Genomic DNA, 23,621 nt, shown 5'->3' with positions numbered 1-23,621 from the left:
CCTTTGCCAGTGGTTGATTGGACCGCTCCCCTGGCGGTGATTACATTCCGTTGGAAAACACGTCGAGCACGTCCGCACTGACCCAGCCCTGTGCGCAGTTCCCGGCGTAACGTCCCGGCGCCGCCGCATGGCAGGCCTCGCCCCCTGTGCTGGCCAAGCCAGTGATCGGCCTGTCGCCATAGGTGTCACACAACGTGTTGCCCTTGCACTTGCCGACCGTCGCGGCGGGAACCGCAACGACGTAATAGAACAGGGGATTCTGTCCGGTGCGCCCGATGCCCTGCACGCAGACCAGCTGCCCCTTCGACAGCTTCGCGGTCACGCTGGCCTTGCTGCCGGTGGATGGCACCGCATTCAACGTTTCCACGCCTTTGGCGTCGGCTACGCCGGCGAAGAAACCCTTGTCGCCACAGTCCGGCGACAGTTCAACATCGTAGAAATCGCCGCTGTCCACATCACCGGCCGTGCAGCCGCTGCCCGTACTGGCGTTGCTGCATTTCACGCCACTGGCCTGGATCAGCGCAGCTAGGCCGTCGGCAGCCGGAGCCGTGGCCGGCGCTGCGGCAGGTGCGGCCGCCGGTGTTGCAGCGGCCGGTGCCGACGCTGTCGGGACGGATGAGTCACCGGCCGCACATGCGCCCAAGGCGAGCAGCAGGCCGGGCACGAGCGTCAGGCGGGCCAGGCGGAGACGGTAGGAAGAAAGATGGGGCATATCCATTGCGTCCTCGTTCGAAAGGTAGGGCATATCTCAAGGGTGCGGCCAGCGACACGCACACGGCATCGCACCCGGCCAGGTAAGGCTGGGCGCATTGTGTCCGATCAGATGTTCGGGGGGTGTCGACTTTTTGGCGCTGGAACCTGAATTACCCGGAAGCGTGACTCCCATCACACTCAGGTGACGCGGATCACTCCAGAACGGTGCAATCCGCGCGACGCACTTCCTCGACGAAGGTGCGCATCCTGTAGCCGTCCTTGATGCCCGGCTCCAGTTCGATGCCACTGGAGACGTCCACGCCCCACGGCAGCGTCGCCAGCACGGCGTCGTAGACATTTTCCGGGTTCAGGCCACCGGCCAGCAGGAACGGCCGGTGCAATCCGGTCGGAACGCGGCCCCAGTCGAATGCCACGCCGGTGCCGCCGCCACCACCCGGGGCGTGGCTGTCGAACAGGAAGCCGGCAGCGCTGGGATAGCGTAGCTGCAGGGTGCGGGCGTTGACCTCTTCACGGCCCCCCATGGCGATCGCCTTCAGGTAAGGCATGTTGAAGCTGCGGCAGAAGCTCTCGTCTTCCTCACCGTGGAACTGCAGCAGGGTCGGCCGCACCGTGCGCAGGACCTCGCGCACTTCTTCCTTGCTGTTGTTGCGGAACAGCGCCACCACGTCGACCATCGGTGCGATCGCCTGGCGCATCGCGCGGGCCTCAGCCGGTGCGACCCGGCGGCTGCTCTCGCGGGCAAAGATGAAACCCACTGCGTCCACGCCCAGCTCACCGGCCAGGCGGACGTCGCCGGCACGGGTCATTCCACAGAACTTGATGCGCGTACGGTAGTAGGAACGGCTCATAGCGTGACCTCGGCGGGCAGATGCCAGTTGTCGGGGTACAGGGGCCCAAGGAACACCAGGCCCTGCGGCGGTGCGGTGGGACCAGCTACGGTGCGGTCGCGCCCGGCCAGCAGTTCGGCGATCCATTCCACCGGTTTTTCACCGCTGCCCACCAGGATCAACGATCCGACGATATTGCGGACCATGTGATGAAGAAATGCATTGCCACGTACTGCGACTTCGATCACTTCGCCATCGCGGCTGACCTGCAACGACTGCAGTTCACGCCGCGCATGCAGCGCCTGGCACTGCACCGAACGGAACGCGCTGAAGTCGTTCTCGCCAAGCAGGGCCTGGCCGGCGGCGTGCATCAGGGTCTCGTCCAGCGCCCGGCGCTCCCAGCTCAGGGTCTGCCGGTCCAGTGCCGGCCGTACCTCACGGTTGAGCAGCCGATAGCGGTAGCGGCGCGCACGTGCGGAGAAGCGGGCGTGGAAATCATCGGCCACCGGCACGCACCAGCGCACCGCGATCGAGCGCGGCAGGCGGGTGGTGGTGCCGAGCATCCAGGCGCGCGGATCGCGCACCACGTCGGTATCGAAATGCACGACCTGGCACTGGCCATGCACGCCGGCATCGGTGCGGCCGGCGCAGACCACCTGCAGCGGCGCATCAGCCACCGATGACAGGGCCTGCTCGAGGCTGGCCTGCACGCTGGGACCACCCTCGCCCAGGTTCTGCCAGCCCCTGAAATCGCTGCCGTCGTACTCGACGCCAAGCGCATAACGCATGTGCTACCTCGATGTTGCGGATGGGGCGGCGCTCAGGCCGGATCGCGTTCGGACCAGACCGCCAGTTCGTTGCCACCGGGCTCGACGAACTGGAAGCGGCTGCCACCGGGGAAGGAGAACACCGGGCGCACGATCTCGCCGCCGGCGTCGCGCACGGCGGCCTCGACCGGTGCCAACTGGTCGGCATACAGCACCAGCAGCGGTGCACCGCTGTCGCTGGCCCGCTGCGGCTGGCCGCGGAAGAAGCCGCCCTGCAGGCGGCCATCGTCGAACGCCGTGTAGTCGCTGCCGTAGTCGACAAACGACCAGTCGAACACCTTCTCGAAGAAGGCGCGGCTGGCGGCCGGGTCGCTGGACGCGAATTCAACGTAGTCGATGCGGCGTTCGCGGCTCATGGCAAGGCCCTTGTCGGCAGGTTCGGTCACGGCAGGCGCGCCAGCAGTTCGCGGGCCTGGGCCTGGCTGTGCAGGTCGCCGCCTTCGGCGACTTCCAGCAACAGGGTGCGCGCGGTCTGTGCGTCGCCCAGATCGAGGTAGGCAATGGCCAGTTCCAGGCGCTCCTGGCCGGCACGTGGCGACCAGCCCGCGTCGCCGGCAGGCGCAGCCGCGCTCGACGCGATGTCGTCGGAATGAGAGGCCTCGACGGCGCCATGGTCGATGCCGTCGATGGCTTCGCGACGGGCGGCGTCCACCGGAGCCTCGTTCTCATGCGCGTCGGCCGGCAGATCGAACACGCCGCGGAACTGCGGCTGCTGTTCGGCATGCAGTGCGTAGTCCGGCACCACCACTTCGACCGGCGCCTGCGGTGCAACGCGCTCGTCCTGCAGCGGCTCGACGACGACACCCTCGTCGCCGGTGGTTGCGGGATCGTCCCAGCGCGGCAGATCGGTCACCGCTTCGGGCAATGCCACCGCGTCCTCCTCGCGCAGCCTGTCGGTCTGCCAGCCGGCCCGCGCCAGGTCCTCGGCAACGGGTTCGGCGACCACCACGTCATGCACTTCGGTTTCGGTGGCCCAGGCGGGCATCGCCGGTTCCTGGCGGCCATTGTCGGCAACAGCCGACGACCATGAGGACTGCTCGGCCAGCGTATCCAGCGCCGCACCCGCCGGCACCGCCGCGGTCAGGCCGGCGGCATCGTCTTCCTCACGCAGCGGCGGCAGCGGCGACGGCTTGCGACGACGCAGCAGCCAGGCCGCGCCCGCCGCCAGCAGCAGTACCGGCAGCCCCAGCCAGTACCACGGCGTTGCCGCATCGCGGGCATCCGGTGCCTGCGCCAGGCGCTGCTGCGCGGCGGCCAGGTCGTTGTCCTTCATCGCGATCAGCGACTGCTGCTGTTCCTTGAGTTTCTCAAGGTCGGCCACGCGCTGCTTCAGCTCGCCGATCTCGGCATCGCGGGTGGCGATGTCCTCACGCGCCTGGCGCAGTTGTTCGTTGCCCAGCATGTCACCCTCGCTGCCGGCAGCGGTGCCGGTGGTTGTGCCCGCGTGCGCGGCGTCGGACGCCAGCGCCGGAGCGATCTCAAGTCGTGCCCCGTTGGCGGCAGGCGGGGAAGAAGCGTTCGTGGTTGCGGCCTTGGCGACCGGGGCGACGGTACCCGCGGGTTGCGGCACGGTACGCGCCTGCCGCCATTGCGCAGCGTGCTCGCGCACGAGCGTCGCCGCTTCGGCAGCGTCGACCGCAGCAAGCGCATCGCTGCCTGGCATGCGCAGCACCGCCCCCTGCTTGAGCAGGTTGACGTTGCCCCGGATGAAGGCTTCGGGATTGGCACGCAGCAGGGCGATCATCGCGCGGTCGCGACTGACCTGGTTGCCACGTGCCACTGCACTGGCGATCTGCGACAGGGTCTGCCCGCGCTGCACGGTGATGCTGCCATCGGCCGCCGGTGCAGCAACCGGCGCGGAGGCCGCACGCGGGCGTGCCGGTGCAGGCACCACCGCAGATGGCGGCGTAGTGGGCGTCTCTGCTGCCGGCACCGTTGCCGAAGCCGGTGCAGGTTCGCGCACGATGGTATTGGAGAGCGTGCCGGCCGGTGCGACGATCTCCGGCTCGGCCACGGCCAGCGCACTGGGCGGCGCATCGACCAGCGCCGAGTACTCACGCACCAGGCGGCCCTGACCCCAGTCGGCTTCGATCAGGAAGCTCAGCGACGGCGTCTCCACCGGCGCCTGCGAGGTGACGCGCACCACTGCCCTGCCCTGCGTGTCGCGGGTCAGTTCGAACTGCAGTTCACTGACCAGTCCGGTTGGCCGCTGCAGGCCGACACGTTCGAAGGTGACCGGTGAGGCAAGCGCCACCCGCAGGTTTTCCAGCTCGGACGGATCGGCCGAGACCACCGGGATTTCAGCCAGCAGGGGCTGGCCCGGCTTGGACAGGACCCGGATGTCACCCAACCCCAGGGCGAGCGCCGAACTGCTGGCCAAGGCGAGCAGTGCGGCGGACAGATAGGTGAGCGGGCGCTTTGCGCCCTTGGCCCGTTTATTCATGGGCGACACTATAAAGCGTGCGGACCGGGGTCCGCACCCATGTAGAGCCGAGCCCATGCTCGGCTGCATGGCCTGAGCCGAGCGTAGGCTCGGCTCTACAGAAAAGGCCGGGCATTGCCCGGCCTCTCCATCAGCGCTGCTCGGCGGCGACCAGCTCGGCCAGCTGCACGGCATTCAACGCCGCGCCCTTGCGCACGTTGTCCGACACGATCCACAGGTTCAGGCCGCGCGGATGCGACAGGTCTTCACGGATACGGCCGACATACACCGCATCGGTGCCCGAGGCATGGGTGACCGGAGTCGGATAACCACCGGCTTCATGGCGGTCCACCACTTCAACGCCCGGCGACTGCTCCAGCAGCGCGCGCGCTTCGGCCACGGTCACCTTGTCGCGGGTTTCGATCGCCACCGATTCGGAGTGGCCGTAGAACACCGGCACGCGCACCGCGGTCGGGTTCACCAGGATGCTGTCGTCACCGAGGATCTTGCGGGTCTCCCAGATCAGCTTCATCTCTTCCTTGGTGAAACCGTTGTCCTGGAAGTCATCGATGTGCGGGATCAGGTTGAAGGCGATCTGCACCGGGAAGCGCTGCGGATCGATCTCCTGGAAGCTCAGCAGCTGGCCGGTCTGCTTGCCCAGTTCCTCGGTTGCCGAACGGCCGCCGCCAGACACCGACTGGTAGGTGGAGACGTTGATGCGCTCGATGCCGTACTTGCGGTGCAGCGGTGCCAGTGCCACCAGCATCTGCATGGTCGAGCAGTTCGGGTTGGCGATGATGCCGCGCGGACGGTTGGCGACCTGCTCCGGGTTGACCTCGGACACCACCAGCGGCACGTCATCGTCGTAACGGAAGGCCGAGGAGTTGTCGATCACCACAGCGCCCGCTGCTGCGAACTTCGGCGCGTATTCCTTGGACACGCTGCCGCCGGCCGAGAACAGGGCGATCTCGACGCCGCTCGGATCAAAGGTAGCCAGGTCCTGGACCTTGACCTTCTGGCCGTTGAACTCGATCTCGCCGCCGGCCGAACGCTCGGAAGCGAGAACGCTCAGGGTACCGACCGGGAAATCACGCTCGGCCAGGATCGACAACATGGTCTCGCCGACCGCACCGGTGGCACCGACGACGGCGACGTGGAAACTGCGCTGTGCATTGCTCATGGGGGAAACTCTCACGAAAACGGGAATGGGGAAGAAACACGCACGACAGCTGGGTTCGGGGAACCTCCTCAAGCGGGGCGCGCGGAGGTTCCCTATCGTTTCCCGGTTTTTTTGCCCAGAGTCACGCGCGCGGCCATCGCCGCGTCAGCGTTGATCGCGCTCGGCATGCGCGACAGGCCGCCGTCCAGGCCGAGCCCGGCAACCAGATTATCCACGGCCAGCTGTACCATCGCCGTGCGCGTGGCCAGCGAGGCGCTGCCGATATGCGGAGTCAGCACGACATTGCGCAGCGCCAGCAGTTCGGGGCGCACCTTCGGCTCGCCTTCGTACACATCCAGGCCCGCTGCGGCAAGGCGACCGTTGGCCAGCGCATCGGCCAGCGCGATCTCATCAACCAGGCCACCACGGGCGATGTTCACCAGCGTCGCCGACGGCTTCATCTTCGCCAGCGCGACGGCATCGATCAGATGGTGCGAGGCCGGCGTGTACGGCAGCACCAGCAGCAGGTGGTCGGACTGTGCCAGCAGCGTATCCAGGTCCACATAGGTGGCGCCCACTTCCGCTTCGGTCGCGGCCGGCAGCTGCGAGCGGTTGTGGTACAGCACCTTCATGCCGAACCCGTGTGCACCGCGGCGGGCAATGCCCTGGCCGATGCGGCCCATGCCGAGGATGCCCAGCGTGCTGCCGTGGATGTCGGCACCGAGCATGGTCTGGAACGACCACTGCTGCCACTGCCCTTCGCGCAGCCAGCGCTCGGATTCAGTGATGCGGCGTGCAGTGGCCATCAGCAACGCGAAGCCGAGATCGGCGGTGGTCCCGGTCAGGACGTCCGGCGTGTTGCTGGCGAGAATGCCGGCGGCGCTGAGCGCGTCGACATCCAGGTTGTTGTAGCCGACGCCGACATTGGCGATCACCTGCAGCTGTGCGGCGTCGGCCACCTGGGCCGCACCAATGCGCTCGTTGAGCGTGATGATGGCGCCGTCGGCGCTGGCCAGCTGTTCGGCGATCTGATCGGGCGACCAGGCGGTGACAGTGTCGGTGCTGCGCAGCTGTACGCGATCGCGCAACGGCGCGATGGCCGCGTCGATCAGCGGCTGGCTCACCCACACCGTCGGCCGCGTGTCAGCCATCGATCTGCCCGGGAATGCGCGGGGTGATCGTGCCGACATCGCCACACTGCGCGCGATGACGCAGCGCCTGGTCCATCAGCACCATCGCCACCATCGCCTCGGCGATCGGGGTGGCACGGATGCCGACGCAGGGATCATGGCGGCCGGTGGTGACCACCTCGACCACGTTGCCGGCCGTGTCCAGCGACGGGCCCGGCAGGCGCAGGCTGGAGGTCGGCTTCAACACGATCGAGGCGACCACCGGCTGGCCGGTGGAAATGCCACCGAGGATGCCGCCGGCATGGTTGCTGGCGAAGCCCTGCGGGGTCAGCAGGTCACGGTGCTCGGTGCCCTTCTGCGCTGCGCTGGCGAAACCGTCGCCGATCTCCACCCCCTTCACCGCGTTGATGCTCATCAGCGCAGCGGCCAGTTCGCCATCGAGCTTGCCGTAGATCGGCTCGCCCCAGCCCGGCGGCACGTTGTCGGCGACCACGTCCACGCGCGCACCGACCGAATCACCGGACTTGCGCAGCGCATCCATGTACGCCTCCAGTTCCGGCACCTGTGCGGCGTGCGGCCAGAAGAACGGATTGTCTTCCACCGCCGACCAGTCGAAACCGGCCGGCGTGATGTCGCCCAGCTGCGACAGGTAGCCACGCACGGTCACGCCGAAGCGCTCGGCGAGCCACTTCTTGGCGACCACGCCGGCGGCCACGCGCATGGTGGTCTCGCGTGCCGAGGAACGGCCGCCACCGCGCGGGTCGCGGATGCCGTACTTGTGCCAGTAGCTGTAGTCGGCATGACCCGGCCGGAACTGCTGGCCGATGTTGGCGTAGTCCTTGCTGCGCTGGTCGGTGTTGCGGATCAGCAGCGCGATCGGCGTGCCGGTGGTCAGGCCCTCGTACACGCCGGACAGGATCTCGACCTCATCGGCTTCGCGACGCGCCGAGGTGTGCCGGCTCTTGCCGGTTGCGCGACGCTGCAGGTCGTGGGCGAATTCGGCCGCGTCCAGCGCCAGCCCCGGCGGGCAGCCATCGATCACGCAGCCGATGGCCGGCCCGTGCGACTCGCCGAACGTGGTGACGGTGAACAGCTTGCCGAACGAATTGGAGCTCACGGGCGCTGCGCCGCCAGTTCGGTGATGCGGGCGCTGTGGGCGATCAGTTCGCGGCACTCGACCGCGAAGATGCCCATCTGGCCAACCTTGAACTCGATCCAGGCGAAATCGACTTCCGGCAGCAGCTTGACCAGATGCTGTTCGGACTCGCCCACTTCACAGATCAGCAGACCGTCTTCGCTCAGGTGCAGCGGGGCATCGCGCAGGATCTTCAGCACCAGGTCCAGGCCGTCATCGCCGGCACGCAGACCCATCTCCGGCTCGTAGGAGTATTCCTGCGGCAGGGCATCGGTCTCGTCGTTGGTGACGTACGGCGGGTTGGTGACGATCAGGTCGTAGTGGCGGCCGGTCAGGCCGTTGAACAGGTCCGACTTGAGCAGGGTGACGTTGTGCGCCTGCAGGCGTTCCTTGTTCTCTTCGGCCAGCGACAGCGCGTCGTCGCTCAGGTCGACGCCATCCACTTCCCAGTTCGGGTAGTAATGGCCCATGGCGATGGCGATGCAGCCCGAACCGGTGCAAAGATCCAGCGCGCGGCTGACATCGCGGCCGGCCAGCCACGGCTCGAAGCCGCATTCGATCAGTTCGGCGATCGGCGAACGCGGCACCAGGGCGCGCTTGTCGCTCTTGAAGCTCAGGCCGGCGAACCAGGCCTCACCGGTCAAGTAGGCGGCCGGGATGCGTTCATCGATGCGACGCTGGAACAGTTCCAGCACGCGCAGCTTTTCGGCCTGCAGCAGGCGCGCCTGGCCATAGGCCGGGCCCAGATCGTGCGGCAGGTGCAGGCTGTGCAGCACCAGCTGGGTGGCCTCGTCCAGCGCATTGTCGTAGCTGTGACCGAAGGTCAGCCCGGCTTCGTTGAAACGGCTGGTGCCGTAGCGGATCAGATCGATGATCGTGTGGAGTTCGGCGGCCGTTTCAGCGGTCATGGCGGTACTGCGGGCAAAGTGGCCCCCGATTATAGGGGCTGGCGCCCGCGGCGGCATCCGTTGCGGCAGAAACGATCGGGCCGCAGCCGGTATGATGGAGCCCACTTCGCGCGGGGGCTCCCATGTTCAATCGCAACGCCGGCATCATCCTGCTGATCGCCCTGGCGGCGGGCCTGGGCCTGCTGGCCGCCCAGCAGGTGTTCGCGCCGAAGCCACCGGCCAACGCCCCGGCCACCGAAGCGATCACGCTGTACCCGCAGCCGCGCGAACTGCCCGACTTCAACCTGGCCCAGTCCGACGGCACCCGCCTGATTCCGGGCGAGCTGAAGGGCCACTGGACCCTGGTGTTCCTGGGCTTCACCTTCTGCCCCGACGTCTGCCCCACCACTCTGGCCGAGCTGGCCGGCGCGCAGAACCAGTGGGAGGCCCTGCCCGACAGCCTGCGCCCGCGCGTGCTGTTCATCTCGGTCGACCCGGACCGTGACAGCGCCACACGCCTGGGCGAGTACGTGCACGGCTTCCACAAGGACACCCTGGCCGCCACCGCCGATATCCCGTCGCTGGAGCGCTTTGCCACGTCGCTGGGTTTCGTGTTCCAGAAGGTGCCGGGCAAGCACTTCGACGAGAACCCTGAGGATTACACCGTCGAGCACTCGGCCAGCCTGGCCGTGCTCGACCCGCAGGGCCGCCTTGCCGGCCTGGTGCGGCCCCCGTTCAACGCGCCGGCCATTGCCCGCGACCTGCAGAAGCTGACCGAGAAAACCGCCCCATGAGCCTCACCACCGCCCTGACGTACGCCCTGCCCCACCGCCTGCTGTCCTCGATGGCGCGTTCGCTGGCGTACTCGGACGATCCGCGCGTGTCGCGCTGGCTGATCGACACCGTCACCCGCAAGTTCAACGTCAACCTGGACGAAGCGGCCAACCCGGACCCGCGCAGCTATGCCACCTTCAACCAGTTCTTCACGCGTGCGCTGAAGCCGGGGGCGCGCGTGGCCGATGCCGATCCGCGCAGCCTGGTGATGCCGGCCGACGGCCGCATCAGCCAGCTGGGGAAGATCGAGGCCGGCCGGATCTTCCAGGCCAAGGGCCAGTCGTTCACCGCCGCCGAACTGCTGGGCAGCGACGAAGACGCCAAGCCGTACAACGACGGCCTGTACGCCACCGTGTACCTGTCGCCGCGCGATTACCACCGCGTGCACATGCCGTGGACCGGCACCCTGCGCGAGACCGTGCACGTGCCGGGCCGCCTGTTCAGCGTCGGCCCGGCCGCGGTGAACGGCGTGCCGCGCCTGTTCGCCCGCAACGAGCGCCTGGTCTGCCACTTCGATACCAGCTTCGGCCCGATGGTGAGCGTGATGGTCGGTGCACTGCTGGTGTCCGGCGTGGAGACCGTATGGAGCGGTGAGGAGATCCCGGCCTACGGTGACCGCATCACCCGCAAGGATTACCGCGGCCAGGGCATCCAGCTGGAGCGCTTCGCCGAGATGGCGCGCTTCAACTACGGTTCGACCGTGATCGTGCTGCTGCCGCCGGGCGTGGCCGAGTTCGCGCCGCAGCTGGGCGCCGAAAGCCCGGTGCAGCTGGGCCAGGCGCTGGCGACGCTGCGCTGAGGTACATGTAGAGCCGAGCCCATGCTCGGCTGCTGGCTGCAACCGGTCATGCATTTCTGTGGGCAAAGGAAGCCGAGCATGGGCTCGGCTCTACAGCCAGAAGCGCGCTACTGCAGGGCCGGGGCTGGACCTACGTCCATGCCGTCGTAGTCTTCCACGCCCTTCTCCGCGGCCAGCGCCGCGAACTCCTGGTTGCGACGGTCCAGCGAGGCTTCGTCGTGAATCTCCACGCGCTCCACATGCAGCACGTGGAACGGCGCGTCGCCCTCTTCCGGCTCCTGCTCGAAGAGTTCCACGAAGGAGTAGCCCTGCGCCTGCAGATGGTCAGCCAGTACCTGCAACGGCTCAGCAGTGGAATGCACGAAGAAATACCCCCACAGCAACGGGCCGGTGATGTCCCAGTCGGTGTTTTCGCGGAGGTTGGCGAACAGGTTGCGGGTGTCTTCGAGGTCCATGCGGATTCCAGGGGTCGGGAGGATTACTTGTCGCAGCCCTGCAGCTTCAGCGTCTGGCCGTGGCGCAGGCTGTAGGCCGGGGCCTTCAGGCCGTTGGCGCGGGCCAGGGTCGGCACGTCGCACTGGAATTTCGCGGCGATGGCGCCCAGGGTCTCACCCCGGCCCACCTTGTGGCTGCGCACCGGCTTCGGCCGTGCCGGCGGGCGCGGCGTAGTTACCGGAGCGGCCGGTGTGGTCGGCACGCTGGTGGACGCGGCGGCATCGGCCACCGGCACCACACCGCCCACGGCCACGCTGCCGGTGTAGCTGGCAGCGGTCGGACGCTTGATCGCTGCGTTCAGATCGGCGGTGATCAGCGTGCGGGCCAGATCGGCACGCGGGCCGCTGACGCAGTTGCGCTGGTACAGCCCGGCGATGCGGGTGGTGGCATTGATCAGCGTGCCGGCCGGAATCCAGCCGTCGGCTTCATAGCGCGGGTTGAGGTTGCGCAGCGCGCGCATGTAGCCATCGCGGGTGCCGTGGCTGCCCAGGCAGATGGTCAGTTCGTAGATGGTAGTGGACTTGGCCAGGCGCAGCGTGGCCGGCTGCGCGCTGATCTTCGGGAATTCCACGCCGTACTGCTGCGGGTGCAGGAAGATCCAGGCGGCGGCGATCACCATCGGCACGTAGTCCTTGGTCTCGCCCGGGAACTGGTTGTAGACGCTGTCGGTCCAGAAGCTCTGGCCAGCACTCTGCTTGAACACGCGCGCGGCACGGCCTTCACCACCGTTGTAGGCGGCCACCGACATTTCCACGTTGTTGTTCAGCTCGCGCAGACGCTCGTTGAGGTAACTGGCGCTGGCCTCGGCGGCGCTGCGCGCGTCAAAGCGCGTATCGAAGCCGGTGCCGTCCGGGCCGAGGCCGAAGCGGCGACCGGTGGCCGGCATGAACTGCATCAGGCCGGCGGCGCCGGCGCGCGAGGACGCATGCACGCGGCCGTTGGACTCCTTGGCCATGATGCCGAACAGCAGCGCCTCGGGCAGGCCGCGCTTCTCCCACTCCGGCCACATCACCGCACGCAGGTTCTGGTAGTTCTCGTAGCTGGTCAGCAGCGCGGGACGCATGTCGGTCAGCCAACGGCGGATGCCGGCCTGCACGGCCGGGTTGTACTCGACCATGCTGTCGAAGGCATGCCGCTTGTCGTTGAGCAGCGCGGCGGCGCGCGCGGCCTCCGGCACGTCGGCGGTGAGCGGGCCGATATGGTCGGGGTCGGCTTCCAGGCGGTCACCGCCCTCGTCGGCCACGTCGTCGCTGGCAGCGGCATCAGCGTCGTGCTTGAGCAGGCGCTTGTAGCTGGCAAGCAGGGTGCCCATCTGGCAGCCCTTCTGCTTCACGCAGTCGTTGAGGACATCTTCCATGTCTTCCAGCGCGGCATCGGCCTCGTTGCTGCCCTTGGGGTCGGCATTGGCGACCAGCAGCAGGGCGTCGCTGTAACGCTTTTCGGCGACGGTCATGCGCTGCTGCAGCGCATCCACCTTCACCTTGTCCCGGGCCGAAACCCGCTGCGCATGGGCGTCGGGCGCCAGGGAAACCAGGCCGGCAAGGGCCAGCAGCGGCCAACCGCGGGAAATCAGGACAGGAACGGGCATTGATGGCACTGTGTGCGAAACAGGCAGGCAGAGTAGCGGCGCCGCCAAGGTCCGGGCAAGCCGACCTTCGGCCCGTCACCGCCGGCGGTTAACATTGGGCTATTCACCACAAGGGCTGGACCATGGATCCGATTCTGCTCGGCAAAGGCATTACCGACGATATTGCCGTCACCCTGCTGCCGAAACTCGGCAACCGCCACGGCCTGGTGGCCGGCGCCACCGGCACCGGCAAGACGGTCACCCTGATGACCCTGGCCGAGGGCTTCTCGCGGCTGGGCGTGCCGGTGTTCCTGGCCGATGTTAAGGGCGATGTGTCCGGCCTGGCTGTTCCCGGGACCGGTGCCGAGAACCTGCTGACGCGTGCTGCCGAGATCGGCGTGGCCGACTATGCGCCGGCCGCCAGCCCCACCATTTTCTGGGACCTGTACGGCAAGCTCGGCCATCCGGTGCGCACCACGGTCAGCGAGATGGGCCCGACCCTGCTGGCGCGCATCCTCGAGTTGAACGACACCCAGTCCGGCGTGCTCGACATCGTGTTCAAGCTGGCCGACGACCGTGGCCTGCTGCTGCTGGACATGGACGACCTGCGCGCCCTGCTCGGCCTGGTGGCCGAGGAGCGCAAGGACATCTCCACCGAGTACGGCCTGGTCAGTGCGCAGTCGATCGCCGCGATCCAGCGTTCGGTGCTGCGCCTGGCGCAGGATGGTGGCGAGAATTTCTTCGGCGAACCGGCGCTTGAGCTGGCCGACATCATGCGGGTCAATCACGACGGCCGCGGCGTGATCGGCATCCTCGCCGCCGACCAGCTTGTGCTCAAGCCCAAGCTGTATTCCACCTTCCTGCTGTGGCTGCTGTCGGAGTTGTTCGAGCAGCTGCCGGAGGTGGGCGACCTGGACAAGCCGAAGCTGGTCTTCATCTTCGACGAGGCCCACCTGCTGTTCGACGACGCACCGCCGTCGCTGGTGCAGCGCATCGAGCAGGTGGTGCGCCTGATCCGCTCCAAGGGCGTGGGCGTGTATTTCTGCTCGCAGTTCCCCGACGACGTGCCGGGCAACATCCTCGGCCAACTGGGCAACCGCGTGCAGCACGCGTTGCGTGCGTTCACCCCGCGCGACCAGAAGGCAGTAAAGACCGCTGCCGAAACCTTCGTGCCGAACCCGAAGCTGGACGTGGCCAAGGTGCTCAGCCAGCTCGGCACCGGCGAGGCGCTGGTGTCCACGCTGCAGGACAAGGGTGTGCCGATGCCGGTGCAGCAGACGATGATCGCGCCGCCGCGCTGCCGGATGGGACCGATCACCGAGACCGAGCGTACCCAGGTGCGTGCCGGCAGCCCGGTCGGCAGTCGTTACGACACGGCGATCAACCGTGAATCGGCCGCCGAACTGCTGGCCCAGCGCGCGCAGAAGACGGTCGAGCAGGCGCAGGCGCCGGCCGCCCGCAGCCGCGAGCAGGACGAAGCGCAGGAAGGCGGTTTCGGCCAGGCGATCAAGGATGCGATTTTCGGCACCAAGCGCCGCCAGGGCATGATCGAGACGATGGCCAAGCAGACCACGCGCACGGTCGGCACCAAGCTGGGCAACCAGATCGTGCGTGGCCTGTTGGGCGGCATCTTCGGCGGCAAGCGTTGATTCACCGCCACTGGCGGTCAGAGCTCTTTCCACAGGAAAGGGCTCCGACCCCATCGTTCCCCTGAAAAGAAGTCTTACCGCATGTCCCGTTGGCGTCCCCCCGCAGAAAAAAGCACTGCCCTGATCACCGCCTCCGGCCACGCACGGCTGAAGGCCGAACTGGATGACCTGTGGCGGGTGCGCCGCCCCGAGGTGGTGAAGGCACTGGCCGCAGCCGCCGCAGAAGGCGACCGTTCGGAAAACGCCGAGTACACCTATCGCAAGAAGCAGCTGGGCGAGATCGACCGTCGCGCGCGCTACCTGACCAAGCGGTTGGAATCGCTGCGCGTGGTCGACACCACGCCGACCGATCCGCAGGCGGTGTTTTTCGGCGCGTGGGTGGAACTGCAGAACGTGGACAGTGGCGACACCAGCCGCTATCGCATTGTCGGCCCGGACGAGACCGATGCAGGCCTGGGTTGGATCAGCATCGATTCGCCGCTGGCACGTGCGCTGCTGAAGAAGCGGCTGGATGATGAGTTCTCGGTAGAGCTGCCCGGCGGGCAGTTCACCTTTGCGGTGATCGGGGTGGAGTACGAGCCTGTGTAGCGTCGAGCATGGCTCGACTGCCTGCCCTTTGTAGAGCCGAGCCCATGCTCGGCTGATGGGCAAACGCAGCCGAGCATGGGCTCGGCTCTACAACGGCAACCCCACCAGCGGCAACGGATACTGGCGACCGGCACGCAGCGGGCGGAAATAATCGGCATTGCGATAGAAGGCGGAATCCTGCACGCCATGCCAGCCGGGAATACCGGCCAATGGCAGGGGCCGCAGCTGCAGCGGATCGGTCACTGCCCTGCCCTCGGCGATGGCCGCGGTCACTGCGTCAACGCAGGCATCATCGACTTCGTCGCGCACCACCACGCACTTGCCCACCAGACGGCGTTCCGGCAGCAGCGCCTGCTCCATCAGCGCGTGCCCGAATACCGCAGCGATGGCGATATCGCCGCTCAGCCAGTGCGCTGGCTCGAACAATGCATGCCAGTCATGCCCATCCCACGCACGCATAAACGAGTCATCGCGCACGCGCACGATCACGCCGGTCTCGTCGAACTGGGTCAACGCGGCCTGCGCACGGTTGCGCTGGCCCGGCGGCATCGCCTCGATATGCCGACACTGCTGCACATTGAGGGCCTGCTTGAGCTGCGGGTAACGGGCCCACACCAGTGCATTGAACAGGTCGTGCCAGTTGTCGGCGCGGGTGGCGATAAGCCCCTGCGCGATGCGGGCTTCGTAGTGCAGGCCGTCAGCCAGCAGCGCGGCATCCTGCTCGACCAGGTGCTTGCCGGGCAGCGTGAGGCGTGCCTCGAGCGCTGCAATGGACGGCCACTCCGGGCCTTCCAACAGATCACGAACGTCGCGCAATCCGGCAAACACCGGGTGCGCGAACACCTGCGGATCGACCGCCGCACGCGGCGGCGGCACGAAGCGGCGGACACCGCTGCCGTCACCGGCGGCGGTCGTCGCGGTGGTCACAGCATCTTGAGATCGAATGCCGGGCGGGTAGCGGCCGGCAGCGCGTCACCGTACAGGTCGTGCTCGTCGCTCTCGGTGATTTCCACGTCGACGAACTCACCCACGCGCAGCGGCACCTGGTCGGCATTCTGGATGTGCACCAGGCCGTCGATCTCCGGGGCATCGGCCTTGGAGCGGGCCACGGCGATCTCGCCTTCGATGGCGTCGACCAGGCACTGCTGCACGGTGCCGATTTTGGCTTCCAGGCGTGCCGCGGAAATCCGCGCCTGCTTTTCCATGAAACGGGCCAGGCGCTCCTGCTTCACTTCCTCCGGTACCGCATCGGGCAGGTCGTTGGCGGTGGCGCCTTCCACCGGCGAATAGGCGAACGCACCGACGCGGTCCAGCTGCGCTTCGTCGAGGAACGACAGCAGCTCTTCGAACTCGGCCTCGGTCTCGCCCGGGAAGCCAACGATGAAGGTCGAACGCACGGTGATGTCCGGGGCGATACGGCGCCAGTTCTGTACGCGCTCCAGGGTCTTCTCGACCGCGCCGGGGCGCTTCATCAGGCGCAGGATGCGCGGGCTGGCATGCTGGAACGGAATGTCCAGGTACGGCAGGATGCGGTTCTCGGCCATCAGCGGCACCACCTCGTCCACGTGCGGGTACGGGTAGACGTAGTGCATGCGCACCCACGCATCCAGCTCGGACAGGCCTTCGCACAGCGCCTTCAGGCGGGTCTGGTAGGCCTTGTTGCGCCACATCTTCTCGGCGTACTTCACGTCCACGCCATAGGCCGAGGTGTCCTGCGAAACCACCAGCAGCTCGCGCACGCCGCCCCGCACCAGGCGCTCGGCTTCGCGCAGCACCTCATCCACCGGGCGCGAGACCAGCTTGCCACGCATCGACGGGATGATGCAGAAGCTGCACTTGTGGTTGCAGCCCTCGGAAATCTTCAGGTAGGCGTAGTGGCGCGGGGTCAGCTTGATGCCGTAGTCGGGCACCAGGTCCACGAACGGATCGTGCTTGGGCGGCAGCGCTTCATGCACCGCTTCCATCACGCTCTGGTAGTCCTGCGGGCCGGACACCGCCAGCACGTTGGGGTACGCCTCGCGGATCTGCTCCGGGCGCTTGCCCAGGCAGCCGGTGACGATGACCTTGCCGTTCTGGTTCATCGCCTCGCCAATCGCGTCCAGCGATTCGGTCACTGCCGAATCGATGAAACCGCAGGTGTTGACCACCACCACGTCGGCCGAATCGTAGGACGGCACGATGTCGTAGCCTTCCGAGCGGAGCTGGGTAAGGATGCGTTCGGAATCGACAAGGGCCTTCGGGCAGCCAAGGCTGACGAAGCCGACTTTGGGGTTCAGCTGGGACATGGAATCGCGGGACTCTGGGGGCCTGGGCCCCTGCCGTCGTGGCAGGGGTTCCTGGGGGCCGGGGCCTGAAAGGGCGCCAGTATACCGGGGTTGGCGGCCGCGCTCTGAATGGCCAGCCGCCCGATCCCGCACAGCCGCTGACATCGCGCTAACCCACGCTGCACCGACAATGCCGTTCTGTTCCCCACAACGAGATGGAAACGATGGCCGAGTGGATCACCCTGGATACGCATCACGGCCCGGTACGGGCCTGGCAGGCCCTGCCGGAGGGCACCCCGCGTGGCGGGCTGGTGGTGGTGCAGGAAATTTTCGGCGCCAACCCGCACATCCGCGGCGTAGCGGAGCGCTTCGCGGCCGAAGGCTACGCGGTGCTGGCGCCGTCGTTCTTCGACCTGGTCGACGGTGCAGAAGCCGATCCGGATGCCCTGCCCTATGACGCCGAAGGCGTGAAGCAGGGCCTGGAACGGGTGACCGCACTGGGCATGGAGAAGGCGCTGGAGGTCGTGCGTGCAGCCGCCACCCGGCTGGCGCCCCAAGGCAAGGTCGGCACGGTGGGCTACTGCTGGGGCGGCACGGTGGCGATGCTGTCGGCCCTGCGCCTGGGCCTGCCCTCGGTCAGCTATTACGGTGCGCGCAATGTCCAGTTCCTGGATGAGACGCCCAAGGCCCCGGTGATCTTCCACTTCGGCGCCCAGGACAAGAGCATCCCGCCGGAGGCGGTCCAGGCCCATCGCGAGAAGCTGCCGCAGATGGCCACCTTCGTCTATCCGGCCGACCACGCCTTCAACCGGGAGGTCGGACATGCGTATGATCCAGACAGCGCCACCCTGGCGCTGCAACGCACCCTGGACTTCTTCTCGGAGCATCTTGGATGAGCGATTTCGAACTCGATTCACGCCTGGCCACCGATAGCGTGCTGGTGGCCGAAGGACCGTTGTCGCAAGTGCGGCTGATGAACGACGAACGATTCCCCTGGCTGGTGCTGGTACCGCGCTTGGCCGGGGTGACCGAGTGGATCGAGCTGGACGGCGAGCAGCAGGACAAGCTGCGCACCGAGCTCAACCGCGCCTGCAAGGCCCTGAAGGGCGCCGACGGGGTGGAGAAGATCAATATCGGTGCGCTGGGCAACATCGTGCGCCAGCTGCATTTCCATGTGATCGGCCGCCATGACGGCGACCCCGCGTGGCCGGGCCCGGTCTGGGGCAGCGGCCCCGCGCACCGCTACGAGCCGGGTGCGCTGGACCAGCATGTCGCCTACTGGAAGGAACGGCTAGGATATCCAGCCCAGTCCTGAGCGTTTGCCGACCCGATGCGATTCAACCTCGTTGCCGCCGTCCTGCTGATCCTGATCGGCCTGTTCATGCTCGCCAGCAACCTGGGCTGGACGCACCTGAACCTGTCCAAGCTGCTGCTGACCTGGTGGCCGGTGGCATTGGTGGGTGTCGGCATCGCGATGCTGTTCGGTCGCGGGAAATAAAGAAGGCGGCGCATTGCGCCGCCTTCCTTCATGTAGAGCCGAGCCATGCTCGGCTTCACAAATCGCCTGCGATCTTCAGGTCCGCGGCAGCGTCACGCCGGTCTGGCCCTGGTACTTGCCGCCACGATCGCGGTACGACGTCTCGCAGATGTCGTCGGCGGCCGCCTGGAAGAACAGCATCTGCGCTACGCCTTCATTGGCGTAGATGCGCGCCGGCAGCGGCGTGGTGTTGCTGAATTCCAGGGTCACGTGCCCTTCCCATTCCGGTTCCAGCGGGGTCACGTTGACGATGATGCCGCAGCGCGCGTAGGTGCTCTTGCCCAGGCACACCACCAGGGTGTCGCGCGGGATGCGGAAGTACTCCACGGTGCGCGCCAGCGCGAAGCTGTTGGGCGGGATGATGCATTCATCGCCGACGATATCGACGAAGCTGCCCGGATCGAAGTGCTTGGGATCGACGATGGTCGAGTTGATGTTGGTGAACACCTTGAACTCGCGCGAGCAGCGCACGTCGTAGCCGTAGCTGGAGGTGCCATAGCTGACGATGCGCTCGCCGTTGGCCTGCTTGACCTGCCCGGCCTCGAACGGCTCGATCATGCCGTGCTGCTCGGACATGCGGCGGATCCAACGGTCACTCTTGATGCTCATGCTTTGTCCTGGGGTACGAGGGGGCGCGAGGATTCTAGCAGGGGGCCGGGCGTCGCCGGCGGCCCCTGCCCGGGCACTTACAGCAGCGACGACAGGATCGGGATCGAGGCACGCGGACGCTTGCCAACCTCCTCGATCAGGCGCTGCGCGGCATGGCGGTAGGCCTGGGCCGGGACCGAATCCGGCTGGGCCACGGTGATCGGGGTACCGGAATCGCCCTGCTCGCGGATGCCGATCTGCAGCGGCAGCGAACCGAGCAACGGCACGCCGTACTGCGCGGCCATGCGCTCGCCGCCGCCCTCGCCGAACAGGTGCTCGACATGCCCGCAGCTGCTGCAGGTATGCACCGCCATGTTCTCGACGATGCCCAGCACCGGCACCTCGACCTTCTCGAACATCTTCAGCGCCTTCTTCGCGTCCAGCGTGGCGATGTCCTGTGGCGTGGTGACGATCACCGCACCGGCCAGCGGGATCTTCTGGGTCAGGGTCAGCTGGATGTCGCCGGTGCCCGGCGGCAGGTCGATCAGCAGGTAGTCCAGGTCGTCCCACAAGGTGTCGTTGAACAGCTGGGTCATCGCCGAGGTGGCCATCGGCCCACGCCAGATCATCGGCGTGTCCTCTTCGATCAGGTAGCCGATCGACATGGTGTCGACGCCGAACGCACGCAGCGGCTCGATGCTCTTGTTGTCCGGGCTTTCCGGACGGCCGGACAGGCCCAGCATTGCCGGCACGCTGGGGCCATAGATGTCGGCGTCGAGCACGCCCACGCGCGCGCCGAGCTGCTGCAGCGCCACGGCCAGATTGACCGCGGTGGTCGACTTGCCGACGCCGCCCTTGCCCGAACCAACCGCGATCACATTGCGGATGCGGGCATGCGGCGTGAGTCCCTTCTGGACCTGGCTTGCATGGGGACGGCGGGGAGAACTGTTCACAACGAGCACCGGCGGGGTCAGGGGGAATAACCGAGCATCATACAAGCTGGACGTAACCTGACTGAAATTCAGGATTGCTACAGATTCGTGCACAGATTGTTAAGTTCATGTTACGTTCGACCCGCACTGTTTTGGGCTGCGGAGCTGGCATTCCCAGCCCGCGCGATGGCGCATGCGCAGTGCCGTTTTTGTTTTTGCTCTCCAATGGAACTACATGAACTACGTAAGCAACACCGCACGTCGCAACACGCTCGCCGTCGCCCTGATTTCCGCTCTGATGGCCGCCGCCCCGGCAATGGCCCAGGACAAGGCGACCAACCTGGACAAGATCACCGTCACCGGTTCGCTGATCCCGCAGACCCAGGTTGAAACCCAGACCCCGGTGATGTCCATCACCGCCGAAGACATCCAGACCCGCGGCTTCAGCAGTGTTGCTGAAGTGCTGCAGCAGTCGTCGCTGACCACTGGCGGCCTGCAGGGCGGCCAGACCTCGGGTTCGTTCACCCAGGGCGCCGAAGCCGCCGGCATGTTCGGCCTGAATCCGGGCTACACCAAGTACCTGATCAACGGCCGCCCGATGCTCTCGTATCCGGCGCTGTACAACGGCAGCGAAACCTTCAACAACATCAGCGGCATTCCGATCGACATCGTCGAGCGGATCGAAGTGCTGCCGGGCGGCCAGTCCTCGCTGTACGGCTCGGACGCGATCGCCGGTGTGGTCAACATCATCCTGAAGGAGCGCATGGACGGCGGCACCATGACCCTCCGTGGCGGCACCTACACCGAAGGCGGCGGCAGCAACATCCGCTTCAGCGCTGCCAAGGGCATCAACGCCTTCGACGACCGCTTCCATGCGCTGTTCAACGTGCAGATCGAGAACGGCAGCCCGATCTGGGGCTACCAGCGCGACATCACCCGCCAGAACAACCCGGTCGGCTACACCGCCCAGGTTCCGTCGAACGACTTCGCCGTCATCACCAACGCTGACAACAAGCTGCTGATGATGGACCCGAGCCGTTGCGCCAACGTCGCTGGGCTGTATGACGGCACCACCGTGGTCGGCCAGCGCGCGTCGGGCGAGTCCTGCGGTTCGGTGTACAGCGCCGGCTACAAGACCCTGAAGAACGGCAAGAACAGCGGCCAGTTCTACTCGTCGATGACCTTCGACGTGAACGACAACTTCCAGCTGTTCGCCGACGTGCTGTACAGCAAGGAAAAGACCGAGTTCACCTCCGGCTCGAGCGCCCTGTGGTGGGGCACCAAGTCGAGCCTGGGCAGCTTCTACGACCAGGGCCTGGGCAAGGTCGTGAACCTGCAGCGCGCCTTCGCGCCGGAAGAAATCGGCCCGGGCCATTACAACAACATCATGAACTCCGACGAAAGCCGTGCGTACCAGGTCACCCTGGGCGGCAAGGGCATGGTCGGCGACTGGGACTACAGCGCCAGCTTCACCCGTGGCGAGTACCGCCTGGACCAGAACCGCTTCGTGCGCTGGAAAGACAAGATCGATGGCTTCTTCGTCGACAACGTGCTGGGCCCCAAGCTGGGCACCACCGCTGATGGCTTCGACATCTACAACCCGAACTACGCGGCCTTCTACTCGCCGATCACCCCTGACCAGTTCGCCAGCTTCACCGGCTACGGTACCCACCGCAGCAAGACCTGGCAGAACCTGGGTCGCGTGCAGGTGACCAACGGCTCGCTGTTCAGCCTGCCGGGCGGTGACGCCGGCCTGGCCGTCGTGCTGGAAGGTGGCAGCGAAGGTTGGGACTACTCGCCGGACCAGGCGTTCGTCAAGGGCAACGTGTGGGGCACCACCGCCGTCGCCGGCGCCGGCCACCGCAGCAACTACGCGGTCACCAGCGAACTGCGCATGCCGCTGCACGACACCCTGACCGTCAGCGCCTCGGGCCGCTATGACGCCTTCAAGATCGCCGACAAGACCGTCGACAAGGCCACCTACAGCATCGGCCTGGAATTCCGTCCGATCGAGAGCCTGCTGCTGCGCGGCAAGTACGGTACCGCCTTCCGCGCACCGACCCTGTCCGATGCCTTCCAGGGCATGAGCGGTTCGTACTCGTCCGGCCAGAACGACTACTACCGCTGCAGCCAGATGGGTTATGGCCTGCGTGATGAGGCCTGCTCGTTCTACAAGAACACCTCGGTGTACAGCGAAAAGTCCGGCAACCCGGACCTGAAGCCGATCACCGCCGATGTCTGGAGCGCAGGTGTGGTGTGGGCCCCGGTCAGCAACTTCTCGCTGTCGGCCGACTACTACAACTGGAAGATCAAGAACGAGGTCAAGACCCTGAGCTCGGACCAGCTGCTGCTGGCCGAGTACCAGTGCCACAACGGCCTGCCGAACAACACCTCGGCCAGCTGCGGTGACGTGACCAACTGGATATCCCGCGACGCCGGTGGCAACCTGACCCGCGTATACACGCCGAAGCTCAACGTTGCCAGCCAGAACCTGGAAGCGGTGACCGTGGCGGCCAAGTACCAGCAGGATATCGGCCGCTTCGGCTCGCTGATGTTCTCCGGCAACTACACCAACATGCTGAAGCGTGAAGTGCAGCCGATGCCGGGCGCCGCCAAGCTCGACCTGCTGAGCGACCCTTACAACATGTGGTACTACGACAACTTCGCCAAGGTCCGCGGCGATCTGTCGGTGGCCTGGAACATCGCCAAGTTCACCACCACTGTGTACGCCAACTACGTCGGCAGCACCCCGAACTACCTGGCCTACACCGGCCGCAGCTACGGCTACGTCCACTCCTCCGGCGCCAAGGCCGGCAAGTGGGGTTCGTACACCACGTACAACCTGAGCATGAACTACCAGGCACAGGAAGATCTGGTCCTGTCGCTGATGGTCAACAACGTGTTCAACAAGCTGCCGGAAGGCCAGCGCTACAACTACCCGGGCAACGAATCGACCCCGTTCAACGACGGCTTCTACAGCGTCTACGGCCGCCAGATCTCGGCCCAGGTCAAGTACAACTTCTGATCCCGTCGTTTTCCGGACTCCGTGTCTGGACCAGGCCCCGCTTCGGCGGGGCCTTTTTTTTGGCCAGTCAACCTGTCTCGCTGCGCAAAGGCACCCCATTCCGCCCATTCATCTTCAACTCATAAAGACTGAACATGCACATCACGAATGAGACCAAGCTACCGAATTCATTGCACTTTCAAGTCCAACGAATGCACATTTCGAGACACAGAGTAACGCGAACCTCCTTTTTTCGTTAAGCC

General features: G+C 66.5%; 23 protein-coding genes. 8 read left to right on the top strand and 15 right to left on the bottom strand.

The features are described 5' to 3' along the window. Nucleotides 1-40: 40 nt before the first annotated feature. The 9 genes from N5D45_RS10330 to prmB all read right to left on the bottom strand — a co-directional run bounded on the left by N5D45_RS10330 (nt 41) and on the right by prmB (nt 9,122). Nucleotides 41-718 carry a hypothetical protein gene (locus N5D45_RS10330; protein ID WP_279938856.1) on the bottom strand — a complete coding sequence of 226 codons (678 nt, stop codon included), beginning with the start codon at nt 716-718 and terminating at the stop codon, nt 41-43. 187 nt (nt 719-905) lie between these two features. Continuing rightward, complete coding sequence (locus N5D45_RS10325; protein ID WP_010483057.1) at nt 906-1,562, bottom strand: phosphoribosylanthranilate isomerase; 657 nt, start codon at nt 1,560-1,562, stop codon at nt 906-908. Beyond that, complete coding sequence (gene truA, locus N5D45_RS10320) at nt 1,559-2,329, bottom strand: tRNA pseudouridine(38-40) synthase TruA (protein WP_010483055.1); 771 nt, start codon at nt 2,327-2,329, stop codon at nt 1,559-1,561. Before truA ends, N5D45_RS10325 begins: the two co-directional genes overlap by 4 nt. Nucleotides 2,330-2,361: 32 nt before the next feature. Further along, nucleotides 2,362-2,724, bottom strand: a complete 363-nt coding sequence (locus tag N5D45_RS10315; RefSeq protein WP_032952441.1) for a VOC family protein — start codon at nt 2,722-2,724, stop codon at nt 2,362-2,364. Between the two features lie 26 nt (nt 2,725-2,750). Next, nucleotides 2,751-4,811, bottom strand: a complete 2,061-nt coding sequence (locus tag N5D45_RS10310; protein WP_279938855.1) for a FimV/HubP family polar landmark protein — start codon at nt 4,809-4,811, stop codon at nt 2,751-2,753. 130 nt (nt 4,812-4,941) lie between these two features. Then, a complete protein-coding gene (locus N5D45_RS10305) occupies nt 4,942-5,970 on the bottom strand; it encodes an aspartate-semialdehyde dehydrogenase (RefSeq protein ID WP_010483049.1) in 1,029 nt (342 codons plus the stop codon). A gap of 92 nt (nt 5,971-6,062) precedes the next feature. Then, the gene (locus N5D45_RS10300) at nt 6,063-7,100 is read right to left on the bottom strand and encodes a D-glycerate dehydrogenase (RefSeq protein WP_010483047.1); all 1,038 of its coding nucleotides are present in this window, start codon (nt 7,098-7,100) and stop codon (nt 6,063-6,065) included. Continuing rightward, nucleotides 7,093-8,196 (bottom strand): chorismate synthase, encoded by a 1,104-nt coding sequence (aroC, locus tag N5D45_RS10295; RefSeq protein ID WP_010483045.1) that lies wholly within the window; start codon nt 8,194-8,196, stop codon nt 7,093-7,095. Before aroC ends, N5D45_RS10300 begins: the two co-directional genes overlap by 8 nt. Continuing rightward, a complete protein-coding gene (prmB, locus tag N5D45_RS10290; RefSeq protein ID WP_010483043.1) occupies nt 8,193-9,122 on the bottom strand; it encodes a 50S ribosomal protein L3 N(5)-glutamine methyltransferase in 930 nt (309 codons plus the stop codon). Before prmB ends, aroC begins: the two co-directional genes overlap by 4 nt. 122 nt (nt 9,123-9,244) lie before the next feature. Here prmB and N5D45_RS10285 point away from each other — a divergent pair, with 122 nt between their 5' ends. Both N5D45_RS10285 and asd read left to right on the top strand, forming a co-directional pair. Further along, the gene (locus tag N5D45_RS10285; RefSeq protein ID WP_010483041.1) at nt 9,245-9,895 is read left to right on the top strand and encodes an SCO family protein; all 651 of its coding nucleotides are present in this window, start codon (nt 9,245-9,247) and stop codon (nt 9,893-9,895) included. Next, complete coding sequence (gene asd, locus N5D45_RS10280) at nt 9,892-10,734, top strand: archaetidylserine decarboxylase (protein WP_019336666.1); 843 nt, start codon at nt 9,892-9,894, stop codon at nt 10,732-10,734. The genes N5D45_RS10285 and asd overlap by 4 nt, the downstream gene beginning before the upstream one ends. 107 nt (nt 10,735-10,841) lie before the next feature. Here asd and N5D45_RS10275 read toward each other — a convergent pair whose 3' ends face one another. Both N5D45_RS10275 and N5D45_RS10270 read right to left on the bottom strand, forming a co-directional pair. Further along, complete coding sequence (locus tag N5D45_RS10275; protein ID WP_010483037.1) at nt 10,842-11,189, bottom strand: ribonuclease E inhibitor RraB; 348 nt, start codon at nt 11,187-11,189, stop codon at nt 10,842-10,844. Between the two features lie 23 nt (nt 11,190-11,212). Continuing rightward, the gene (locus tag N5D45_RS10270; RefSeq protein WP_049409166.1) at nt 11,213-12,817 is read right to left on the bottom strand and encodes a transglycosylase SLT domain-containing protein; all 1,605 of its coding nucleotides are present in this window, start codon (nt 12,815-12,817) and stop codon (nt 11,213-11,215) included. A gap of 122 nt (nt 12,818-12,939) precedes the next feature. On the opposite strand from N5D45_RS10270, the gene N5D45_RS10265 reads away from it, so the two are divergent. Beyond that, a complete protein-coding gene (locus N5D45_RS10265; RefSeq protein WP_019336667.1) occupies nt 12,940-14,445 on the top strand; it encodes a helicase HerA-like domain-containing protein in 1,506 nt (501 codons plus the stop codon). An 81-nt stretch (nt 14,446-14,526) separates the two neighbouring features. Continuing rightward, nucleotides 14,527-15,033, top strand: a complete 507-nt coding sequence (greB, locus tag N5D45_RS10260; RefSeq protein ID WP_279938853.1) for a transcription elongation factor GreB — start codon at nt 14,527-14,529, stop codon at nt 15,031-15,033. 87 nt (nt 15,034-15,120) lie between these two features. Here the strand turns inward: greB and N5D45_RS10255 are convergent, their stop codons facing one another. Together N5D45_RS10255 and rimO are read right to left on the bottom strand one after the other, a co-directional pair. After that, nucleotides 15,121-15,960, bottom strand: coding sequence for a DUF3025 domain-containing protein (locus N5D45_RS10255; protein ID WP_191863469.1), 840 nt, complete (start codon nt 15,958-15,960; stop codon nt 15,121-15,123). Further along, entirely contained in the window at nt 15,957-17,318 is a 1,362-nt protein-coding gene (rimO, locus tag N5D45_RS10250) for a 30S ribosomal protein S12 methylthiotransferase RimO (protein WP_279938850.1), read from the bottom strand. Before rimO ends, N5D45_RS10255 begins: the two co-directional genes overlap by 4 nt. 203 nt (nt 17,319-17,521) lie before the next feature. On the opposite strand from rimO, the gene N5D45_RS10245 reads away from it, so the two are divergent. Genes N5D45_RS10245 through N5D45_RS10235 form a run of 3 tightly spaced genes read left to right on the top strand, consistent with a single transcriptional unit; the run spans nt 17,522 to nt 18,795 of the window. Next, nucleotides 17,522-18,193: a dienelactone hydrolase family protein gene (locus N5D45_RS10245; RefSeq protein WP_019338605.1), complete on the top strand. Its 672-nt coding sequence runs from the start codon at nt 17,522-17,524 to the stop codon at nt 18,191-18,193. Next, complete coding sequence (locus N5D45_RS10240) at nt 18,190-18,612, top strand: HIT family protein (RefSeq protein ID WP_010483023.1); 423 nt, start codon at nt 18,190-18,192, stop codon at nt 18,610-18,612. The genes N5D45_RS10245 and N5D45_RS10240 overlap by 4 nt, the downstream gene beginning before the upstream one ends. 15 nt (nt 18,613-18,627) lie before the next feature. Continuing rightward, nucleotides 18,628-18,795, top strand: a complete 168-nt coding sequence (locus N5D45_RS10235) for a DUF5668 domain-containing protein (RefSeq protein ID WP_005418011.1) — start codon at nt 18,628-18,630, stop codon at nt 18,793-18,795. 75 nt (nt 18,796-18,870) lie between these two features. On the opposite strand, the gene dcd is transcribed toward N5D45_RS10235, so the two are convergent. Both dcd and apbC read right to left on the bottom strand, forming a co-directional pair. Further along, nucleotides 18,871-19,443, bottom strand: coding sequence for a dCTP deaminase (dcd, locus tag N5D45_RS10230; protein ID WP_010483020.1), 573 nt, complete (start codon nt 19,441-19,443; stop codon nt 18,871-18,873). Between the two features lie 77 nt (nt 19,444-19,520). After that, nucleotides 19,521-20,375 carry an iron-sulfur cluster carrier protein ApbC gene (gene apbC, locus N5D45_RS10225; protein WP_026347084.1) on the bottom strand — a complete coding sequence of 285 codons (855 nt, stop codon included), beginning with the start codon at nt 20,373-20,375 and terminating at the stop codon, nt 19,521-19,523. Nucleotides 20,376-20,589: 214 nt separating this feature from the next. Between apbC and N5D45_RS10220 the strand changes: the two genes are divergently transcribed. Beyond that, the gene (locus N5D45_RS10220) at nt 20,590-23,379 is read left to right on the top strand and encodes a TonB-dependent receptor (RefSeq protein ID WP_279938848.1); all 2,790 of its coding nucleotides are present in this window, start codon (nt 20,590-20,592) and stop codon (nt 23,377-23,379) included. Nucleotides 23,380-23,621 lie beyond the last annotated feature (242 nt).

Origin of the sequence: Stenotrophomonas sp. GD03819 (assembly GCF_029841665.1) — a bacterium.
GTDB lineage: Bacteria > Pseudomonadota > Gammaproteobacteria > Xanthomonadales > Xanthomonadaceae > Stenotrophomonas > Stenotrophomonas geniculata.
Note: the sequence above shows the minus strand (reverse complement) of the source record. Positions and strands in the feature narration are given on the sequence as shown.

Coding starts and splice junctions, on each gene's coding strand:
- N5D45_RS10270 (WP_049409166.1), bottom strand. CDS start 12,817: ATGCCCGTTCCTGTCCTGATTTCCCGCGGTTGGCCGCTGCTGGCCCTT.
- N5D45_RS10235 (WP_005418011.1), top strand. CDS start 18,628: ATGCGATTCAACCTCGTTGCCGCCGTCCTGCTGATCCTGATCGGCCTG.
- N5D45_RS10240 (WP_010483023.1), top strand. CDS start 18,190: ATGAGCGATTTCGAACTCGATTCACGCCTGGCCACCGATAGCGTGCTG.
- greB (WP_279938853.1), top strand. CDS start 14,527: ATGTCCCGTTGGCGTCCCCCCGCAGAAAAAAGCACTGCCCTGATCACC.
- N5D45_RS10300 (WP_010483047.1), bottom strand. CDS start 7,100: ATGGCTGACACGCGGCCGACGGTGTGGGTGAGCCAGCCGCTGATCGAC.
- N5D45_RS10220 (WP_279938848.1), top strand. CDS start 20,590: ATGAACTACGTAAGCAACACCGCACGTCGCAACACGCTCGCCGTCGCC.
- truA (WP_010483055.1), bottom strand. CDS start 2,329: ATGCGTTATGCGCTTGGCGTCGAGTACGACGGCAGCGATTTCAGGGGC.
- N5D45_RS10265 (WP_019336667.1), top strand. CDS start 12,940: ATGGATCCGATTCTGCTCGGCAAAGGCATTACCGACGATATTGCCGTC.
- rimO (WP_279938850.1), bottom strand. CDS start 17,318: ATGTCCCAGCTGAACCCCAAAGTCGGCTTCGTCAGCCTTGGCTGCCCG.
- prmB (WP_010483043.1), bottom strand. CDS start 9,122: ATGACCGCTGAAACGGCCGCCGAACTCCACACGATCATCGATCTGATC.
- N5D45_RS10330 (WP_279938856.1), bottom strand. CDS start 718: ATGGATATGCCCCATCTTTCTTCCTACCGTCTCCGCCTGGCCCGCCTG.
- N5D45_RS10310 (WP_279938855.1), bottom strand. CDS start 4,811: ATGAATAAACGGGCCAAGGGCGCAAAGCGCCCGCTCACCTATCTGTCC.
- dcd (WP_010483020.1), bottom strand. CDS start 19,443: ATGAGCATCAAGAGTGACCGTTGGATCCGCCGCATGTCCGAGCAGCAC.
- asd (WP_019336666.1), top strand. CDS start 9,892: ATGAGCCTCACCACCGCCCTGACGTACGCCCTGCCCCACCGCCTGCTG.
- N5D45_RS10325 (WP_010483057.1), bottom strand. CDS start 1,562: ATGAGCCGTTCCTACTACCGTACGCGCATCAAGTTCTGTGGAATGACC.
- N5D45_RS10275 (WP_010483037.1), bottom strand. CDS start 11,189: ATGGACCTCGAAGACACCCGCAACCTGTTCGCCAACCTCCGCGAAAAC.
- N5D45_RS10285 (WP_010483041.1), top strand. CDS start 9,245: ATGTTCAATCGCAACGCCGGCATCATCCTGCTGATCGCCCTGGCGGCG.
- N5D45_RS10305 (WP_010483049.1), bottom strand. CDS start 5,970: ATGAGCAATGCACAGCGCAGTTTCCACGTCGCCGTCGTCGGTGCCACC.
- N5D45_RS10245 (WP_019338605.1), top strand. CDS start 17,522: ATGGCCGAGTGGATCACCCTGGATACGCATCACGGCCCGGTACGGGCC.
- N5D45_RS10315 (WP_032952441.1), bottom strand. CDS start 2,724: ATGAGCCGCGAACGCCGCATCGACTACGTTGAATTCGCGTCCAGCGAC.